General features: G+C 41.5%; 5 protein-coding genes and 1 pseudogene. 1 reads left to right on the top strand and 5 read right to left on the bottom strand.

Annotated elements, in window-relative coordinates; genetic code table 11:
• Positions 1 to 140 precede the first annotated feature (140 nt).
• From IM507_RS02490 to IM507_RS02500, 3 genes are all read right to left on the bottom strand, one after another.
• A complete protein-coding gene (locus tag IM507_RS02490; RefSeq protein WP_287636494.1) occupies positions 141 to 1,532 on the bottom strand; it encodes an IctB family putative bicarbonate transporter in 1,392 nt (463 codons plus the stop codon).
• A 144-nt stretch (positions 1,533 to 1,676) separates the two neighbouring features.
• Positions 1,677 to 3,320, bottom strand: coding sequence for an alpha-keto acid decarboxylase family protein (locus tag IM507_RS02495; protein ID WP_069474856.1), 1,644 nt, complete (start codon positions 3,318 to 3,320; stop codon positions 1,677 to 1,679).
• Between the two features lie 102 nt (positions 3,321 to 3,422).
• Positions 3,423 to 4,574 carry an acyl-CoA dehydrogenase family protein gene (locus tag IM507_RS02500; protein WP_002739551.1) on the bottom strand — a complete coding sequence of 384 codons (1,152 nt, stop codon included), beginning with the start codon at positions 4,572 to 4,574 and terminating at the stop codon, positions 3,423 to 3,425.
• Positions 4,575 to 5,332: 758 nt separating this feature from the next.
• On the opposite strand from IM507_RS02500, the pseudogene IM507_RS02505 reads away from it, so the two are divergent.
• Positions 5,333 to 5,790, top strand: a pseudogene (locus IM507_RS02505) (ISL3 family transposase); the annotation flags it as partial.
• 102 nt (positions 5,791 to 5,892) lie between these two features.
• On the opposite strand, the gene IM507_RS02510 reads toward IM507_RS02505, so the two are convergent.
• On the bottom strand, positions 5,893 to 6,768 hold the full coding sequence (locus IM507_RS02510) for a hypothetical protein (protein ID WP_069474857.1): 876 nt from the start codon (positions 6,766 to 6,768) through the stop codon (positions 5,893 to 5,895).
• Positions 6,769 to 6,898: 130 nt separating this feature from the next.
• Positions 6,899 to 7,174, bottom strand: coding sequence for a MoaD/ThiS family protein (locus IM507_RS02515; protein WP_002740056.1), 276 nt, complete (start codon positions 7,172 to 7,174; stop codon positions 6,899 to 6,901).
• Between the last annotated feature and the right edge of the window lie 365 nt (positions 7,175 to 7,539).

A 7,539-nucleotide genomic window follows, 5' to 3' on the forward strand; every position in this document is an offset into this window, starting at 1 on the left:
CCTTATCCTGACTTGATTTCAGTTTTTTCTTTGTCAGTAAGGGTGTCAACAAGGAATATTACAAATTGTTAACCGAGTCTTGAAAGCCTTGTGCTACAAAGGTTTGAAATGTTAAGAAAGATGTGACTAAAGGACAGCCCCTAGAGGAGGGAATTGCCAGGATCAAAACCCCTAGCGGGGGAATAACAACGACTAGCAATTAAACCCAAAACTAACCACCAGAGGGTACTAACTTGGGGACGATACCAAACTGTATCAAAAAAACCGTGGGCAAGAATTCCAGCCATAGCGGCAATTGCCCCGATTAACCAAAAGCCTTGACTGTCCATTTTATCGCGTAAAAGTTTAATTTGATGGATGCCTTGGCCGATAGTTGTGACTAATAACCAGAGGAAACAGGTAAAACCAATAATTCCCGTTTCTACCATGATTTCTAATAGCACAGAATAGGCACTTAAAGCCGTGTATTTTGGCTTCATGAATAGGGGGTAAATTTTCTTAAAAGCATCATTACCCGGTCCGATGCCCAAAAGCGGATAAGCTTGAATCATGCGGATAACTGCATCCCAAACATTAATCCGAAAGTTATTACTACTATCTTCCCGGCCCGCAAAAATACTCATCACCCGAATTCGCAGCGGTTCCACCAATAAAATCGCCCCTAAAACCACCACGGCTAAACCCCCTAAAACTAAGGGTAAAAGCCATGTTTGCCAAAATAACGGTAGATAACTTTTGAACCAATAAAATAATAGCAATAAGAAGACGATTCCTAAGACCATCAAACCAATCCAACCGCCACGACTCTCGGTAAAAAATAAACAAGCGGCATTGGCTAAAGTTAATAAAGCCGCTAAAATTTTCGGTAGCCATCCCTGCCACACAAATAATGCAGCACCGCTAAAAGCAATACCAGGGAATAAATAACTAGCTAATAAATTAGGATTACCGAGATAACTATAAACCCTAGTATCCCCCGCTAATTCTGAAGTGGGATCGTTCCAAGTTGCTAACTGTTCCGCACCAAAAATTTGCTGACGAATGCCGTAAACGCTGACTGCTAAAGCGGTTAAAACTAAAGTAGTCAGAATCCAATTTGTTAGGCGTGGTGATCGCATGATTCGGGCGGTAAAGGCAAAAAAGATGAGATTGAGAGTTAATTTAATTAATCCTTCCAAAGCTGCGGTTTTAACAGGAGAAAAAGCCGTGGAAACCGTGGCAATTCCCCAATATAAAAGCACTAAAATGTGAATCGGTGTCACCCCAATTTTGCCTTCATCCACAAGGGTTAAGAGTAGCCAATAACCCGCTATTGCTAACAATAAAAACCCGATTTGACTGGTGGAGAAAAACGGCGCAGTGGCGATAAGAAGAGAGATTAACAGCGCACCCATCAGTTCTGTCCACTCCACAAACCGGCTACCCTGTCGCCATTGACTAAAAAGGCCGACGAAACGATGCAGATAGCTATATTTTGACCAAGAAGCGGGGGAAAAGTTCAGTAGGGTGATTTGTTTCCAAAAAGCATTCATAGGGTTTTTAGTTGCGGTTGTCACCATCACACTTTGATTAAGATACCGATTGTATCTTAATTGTTGACTCTTGGGAGCGAAAAGAGTTTCAGTCTGGTGTCTTAGGGCAGCTTCACACAGTTAAAACCTAATAGTATAACCAGTCTAAACATGGGGTGAACGTACAGCTTGACCTAAACGAGTTAAGCCTGGGGAACAGTCAAAACGATCAAGATGTACTTCAATAAATGATAGGCGATCGATGTTACCCTGGGCAATCGATAAAGCCTTTTCTAATTCCCCTTCTGTCCTGACTTGACAACTCCAACTTTCCCCGTTAAATACTGCCGGTAATTGGTGATATTTCCACGGTTGTAGATCATTATAAATATTATCCTGAATTACCCGCTCGATCGTGTAACCGTCGTTATTAATTAAAAAGATAATTGGATTGAGATGGTGACGGATAATTGTCGAAAGTTCTTGGGCAGTCATTTGAAAAGCACCATCCCCCACAAAGACGATAGGACGAGTATTTGGTGCGGCAAAAGCTACTCCTAAACAGGCGGGTATTGAATAACCAATAGAGAGATAAAATGCTTGACCAATAAAGTCGGTTTTTTGGGGCATTAATAAATCAATCGTGGCAATAATTGCATCCCCTGTATCGGAAATAACAAAAGATTCTTGAGCAATAAAATGATTCATTCGCTCATAAAAACGAGCATTAGTTAATTTTTGCTCTGGCACGGCGATGAATTCTAAATCCTTCAATTCGGCCGCGGGTTTAATCTCTAGTGTAGCCGCTTCTTTGTGACTTAGCTTATCAATTAAACCATCGATAAAATCCCCTAGGAATACCGGTTGATAAAAGTGATGTTTAATTTTTACTTTCTCAGAATTGGCATTAATCAAATTATTGGGATTTAAATTAGCCGTAAATCCGCCTAAATTCATATCGGACATGATCGCCCCTAAACAGAGGACACAATCGGCATTTTCCACCCGTTGACTAACGTATTCGCGACTTAATGCCCCCACATAAGTGCCGATAAATTGCGGCTGCATTTCCGAAATTGACGACTTACCTAAAATAGTGGTAGCTAAGGGATAACCCGTTACTTCTAAAAGTTTCAGCAACTTATCTTGAAGTTTAAACCGATGGAATTCTACCCCCGCTAAAATAATTGGTTTTTCCGCTTTTTCTAATAAAAAAACCGCTTCTTCAATGGCTTCTTCTAAAGCGGCGGTATCCGTGAGATTATCGGTTAAATAAATTGGATTTTCTGAGGGGATACAGGGACGATAGACTAGATCCCGGGGAATTTCGATATACACAGGACGTTTGTGATGCAAACAAGCGGCTAAAGTTTGATCGATTTGACTAGCTGCTTGGGCGGAATTAGTGAGAATAACCGAGGCAACCGTGGCTTTTTCCATGATGGAAAATTGCAGATTATAATCGCCCGTGGTGTGGTGTAATAATAAATTATCCCGGCGAATCGAGCGATCGGAAGCTCCACTAATCACCACCAGGGGAACTCTTTCAGCGTAAGCACCGACCACAGCATTAACGAGGCTAAACCCCCCGACTCCGTAGGTGACACAGACAGCACCCATACCTTTAACTCGCGCGTAGGCATCGGCGGCATAACCTGCGTTAAGCTCATTACAGGTGCAAACTAATTCGATCGGACTTTCCACCAAAACATCCATCAAATCGAGGACATAATCCCCCGGCACCCCAAAAATATGATTAACCCCTAAACTATGGAGACACTGGAATAAATATTCGCCGATGGTGATCATAGCAATTTTCTCGCAAAGATGAGCAGGGTGTCGGTGCGGAATTTTCCTTACTCACTTTCAGCCAAAATGCCGACCGCTCTTGCTAGGAAAAGACCGACTAACTTACATATCATATTTACTAATGATAGCAACTCCCAGATCTACATCTAGAGTACCTTGAGCGCCACCTCCGGGGATTAAACCGCAGAAATCTCGCAAATAACGCTCGTAATGGTTAGTTTTCAGTTGTCCTGCCCCTCCTAACAAACGTTGGGCAATCAAAACTAATTCGATAGCACTGTCGGTAGCATAGGATTTAGCTAAGCTAGTAATCGGTTCCCAGAGAGGATCTACCTGACCAGAGGCCTCAGCTTCTAGGGATTGATAGACGATCGAGCGACTGGTTTCTAGCAGTTTATACATTTTACCGATCTCTGCCTGTACCGATTGCATAGCGGTTAAGGGTCGATTGTAACGGATGGAATGACTGAGACTTTTGACACAATCTTCCAAAATTGCCTCCATTCTGCCCAAAACGGGACTAACCAAGATAGAACGACGGGCGTTTAAAAATTCCTGCACATGACTTAACCCATCGGCCGCCACCATCACCGAGTCATGGGGAAGAAAAACATCATGAAAATGTACCGTTGAGATGCCAGCAGCGCGCCATCCTGCCATGGGTAAGGGAACAATTTCCACTCCGGGGAATTCTTTTTCCACCAAAAAAACCTTAAGATCGTCAAAACTATCCGTTTTATGACGGGCATAGGTCATAAACGTATCAGCATTGTAACCGCCAGTGGTGAAAAGTTTTTTGCCAGAAAGGATATATCCGCCTTGGGTTTCTCTGACGCAGGTGTTAAAGGAAAAAGGATCCGCACCGTCGGTATAGGCAAAAGCGGGTGCTCTTTTCCCCGCGATCATCGGTTTCAGGTAACGTTCGATCAAGTCCTGTCGTTTTGACTTGTAGATCATTCTCATCACCGAACCGCGCAGAGAAATCACGAAGGGAAAGGATAGATCTTGACAGAGATAACCGACTCGATCGAGCATCATTCCCCAGGATAGCTGATCAGCCCCTCCACCTCCTAATTCTTGAGTCACAGGATAGGGAGTCATCCCTAAACGACAAGCTTCGGCAAAAATCTCTTCTGGTATACAAGTACCATTGGCATCCCGTTCTAAAACTCCGGGGTTAATGCGTTTGCGAATAAAATTGCCAAAACGACTATCGACTTCTGCTGCTATTTTTTTGGCTAGGGTACGATTCATGATGTTTTTATCAACCTCTTGTCTCAATTTTTTCCGGATAAGGATTTTTTTGTCCCTATATACTTAGCAGGGCAATCGCACTTATTTTGTATAAATTGTACTTGACAAACAGACAGTTTAAGCGGTGGAGACCAGGGGCTAGACATGGCCGCTTGAATCGAGGACAGTATCTAGGGCTGGCTGAATAAATCTAAAAACCTTGTTGGGTAAGACTTTTAGACTTTTTGGAAATCAAAAAGTACGGCTCTTCGGTAATTGTTATGCAAATAATTAACTTAAAATAAAATTTGATCAGAGAGCCTATGCCCAAAAATAACTGAAACCCATACAGGGAAAGATTTTAGGCACAAACAGGTTAATGCCAAAAGATAGACAATTGAGTTAAGATTTGATATAATAGCCAAAAACCAGAGTATTTTACTTAGGGTTTGCTGAATAATGGTAAAACCTTTTTAAAATAAGGCTTTTGACCTGTTAAAATCCAATGTTCATGCTGCGAAAATCGGATTGGTATCCTCAAAAACCTTGCATTATCCTTGCCATAGTACATAACCTAGTACGAAAGAGAGGGCAACAAAGCCTGAAACTCCTGACTCCCGACTCCTGACTCCTGACTCCTAACTCCACCAACAAACTTTTTCAGCAAACCCTACTTATGATACTTGACAAATTTTTGAACCTAGAAGGAACCTCTATTCAAGGCTATCGACACCTAGAAAATATCGTTATAGTTTTCCGAATCGAAAAATAAAAAAGCAACGGCAGAAGCGCAGAAAAATAAAAAACAGAAAGGGGAAAAAGAAGCAAAGCTAGAAGTTTTAAAGCGAAGTAAATATAGCCTGTTAAAAAATGAAAAAGATTTAACGGAACCCCAAAAACTCAAACTAGAAGCTATCAAAGAAAATTTTCCAAATTTGAAAGAGATGCAGGAATTAAAGGAAGAATTCAGAAGGATTTACGAAACCTCAAAGAATCCGACAGAGGGAATGCTATCTATCTCGGAATGGTTGGCAAAATCCTCCATTGTTTTTACCAAGAGTTGTCAAACAATCCGAAACTGTTTTGGAGAAATAATTAGTTATTTCGAGCGAAGGACAACGAATGGGGTGGTCGAGGGAATCAACAATAAACTGAAACTAATAAAACGGAGAGGCTATGGCTTTAGAAACGGAATTTTTGGGTTAGAAGTATGTTATCTAGGCATCTTGTCTGTTGATTTAGCATAAAGAGTAACGAAGAGCCATCTTTTTGCCGCAAACCCTACTCAGCGATCGGTACTCAATTGACCGATCGCTGTTTTTGGCGAGATTTTAGATGATTACTGGTCAAATTGTTCGATCGCCGTGGCGTAACTCTCTTCCACCCCCGTGCCGTAACCTAGTAAGCGATGGATAAAAACTACTCGGTGCTGCCAAAGATAGACTTTCGTGTCCACAACTCCTTCATCAAGGAGAAAATAGGGTTTGTGCAGTTCGATATCTATTTCTTGTAGGGGATTACTGAAACCCACTTTCAGAGCTGGTTGTTTGCTACCTTGGCCAAGAACCAGTTTTTCCCGACTAGCATTAATGTAGGCTGCCGCTTCCATAAAAGCCCATTGATCGGCAAAATCAAGAGCATAGCGGTGCAATTGGAAGGGATAACGACCTTCTGCGATTAATTCACCCTGTTTTTGTTCTTCAATTTGTTTAGTTAATTTTTGGACTGGACGTTCAAATTTTTTCGAGATTTCTTCTTCCGAGAATAAATTTATCAGTTCCTCTGGCAATCGCCCTGGTTTTGCTCCTAAACTCACTTGATCGGTGATTGTTACTGGACGTAAACTGATTTTTACCTGTGCCACTTCTTGATTATCAGCCAAGATACTAGAGGGCATTTCTAATAATACTCCCCCCTTAATGCAACTGGCACGGGTGACGAGTTGAATCGTTTCGCAATCGTGAAAAGTGACATTTTTGATGTAGCGCAGATGGGCCATGGCAACTACCATACTGGTTTGGTAGTTTTCCACTAACTTTTGAATACTCATCAAGTGATCGCGCAACCATCCCGCCCAACCATTTAATCCTAAGCGCAAAAGTTCTCGCTGGTGCATCTGCAAGGGAGTGAATAAAGTCGGACAGGCGGCGAGAGTAAGTTCACTGGTTCTCGGTGGGGATGAAGTGGGAGTAGTTGCGGCAACTGTACTAACCATTTTGTCGTCCTCGGCTAAAGATTTTGTGGCAATAAAATAAGACTAGGGAAGTAAGTAGATAAACCTGCCCGACGAAACAGTTAATCTTCCCTGTTGATAGTTAAAGCTGGGAATTATTTAATATTTTTAATTAACCACCAGCAATTGCCGTTAAAATTTGCAAGCGATCATTTTCTTGAATACTGCGGTCTAATTCATTCGAGAAAAGCTGTTCCCCATTTAAAAAAAGTCGATGAACTTTGCGAACTTCGCCATTCGCATCGTAGAGAGAAGCCGTTAAAGAGGGATATTTTTCCGTGAGAGTCCGTAAAGCTTTGGAGATGGTTTCCGCTTCTAGGGAAACTTCTTTTTGGTAGTCCACAAATCGTAGGAGAGTTCCAGAAAATGCAATGTTTAAGGTGGTCATTGTGGTGTTCCTCTTGTCTTACTGATCAGGAATACAAGCTTTTTGAGATTTATTCCGTGAAAATTGATTTGCCAATTTAGACCTGAATTGGCAATTATCTTCATCTTGTGTCATGATACTTCCCTCTCCCTTATTACCTCCATTATGTATACATTTCTTAACAAAAAGATAGAAAACTTAAAAGAGTCCGAAACGATTGATAGGTATAGTTTTGAAAAAAGTAATGGCTCTACCGAACCTGTCATGTAAAACTATCAATAACTCATGCTTGTAAAGTTTGTACACTAAGGCTTTGAGTTTTTGTTAGATTGATATTTATCAACTTTAGAGCCTTGCTGTGCAGAGAGGGAGCTTGAGGAATTTTC

Source organism: Microcystis sp. M20BS1, assembly GCF_020245305.1.
GTDB lineage: Bacteria > Cyanobacteriota > Cyanobacteriia > Cyanobacteriales > Microcystaceae > Microcystis > Microcystis ichthyoblabe_A.

Excerpts from the sequence above, each read along its gene's own strand:
- IM507_RS02490 (WP_287636494.1), bottom strand. The coding sequence starts at position 1,532 with ATGAATGCTTTTTGGAAACAAATCACCCTACTGAACTTTTCCCCCGCT.
- IM507_RS02495 (WP_069474856.1), bottom strand. The coding sequence starts at position 3,320 with ATGATCACCATCGGCGAATATTTATTCCAGTGTCTCCATAGTTTAGGG.
- IM507_RS02500 (WP_002739551.1), bottom strand. The coding sequence starts at position 4,574 with ATGAATCGTACCCTAGCCAAAAAAATAGCAGCAGAAGTCGATAGTCGT.
- IM507_RS02510 (WP_069474857.1), bottom strand. The coding sequence starts at position 6,768 with ATGGTTAGTACAGTTGCCGCAACTACTCCCACTTCATCCCCACCGAGA.
- IM507_RS02515 (WP_002740056.1), bottom strand. The coding sequence starts at position 7,174 with ATGACCACCTTAAACATTGCATTTTCTGGAACTCTCCTACGATTTGTG.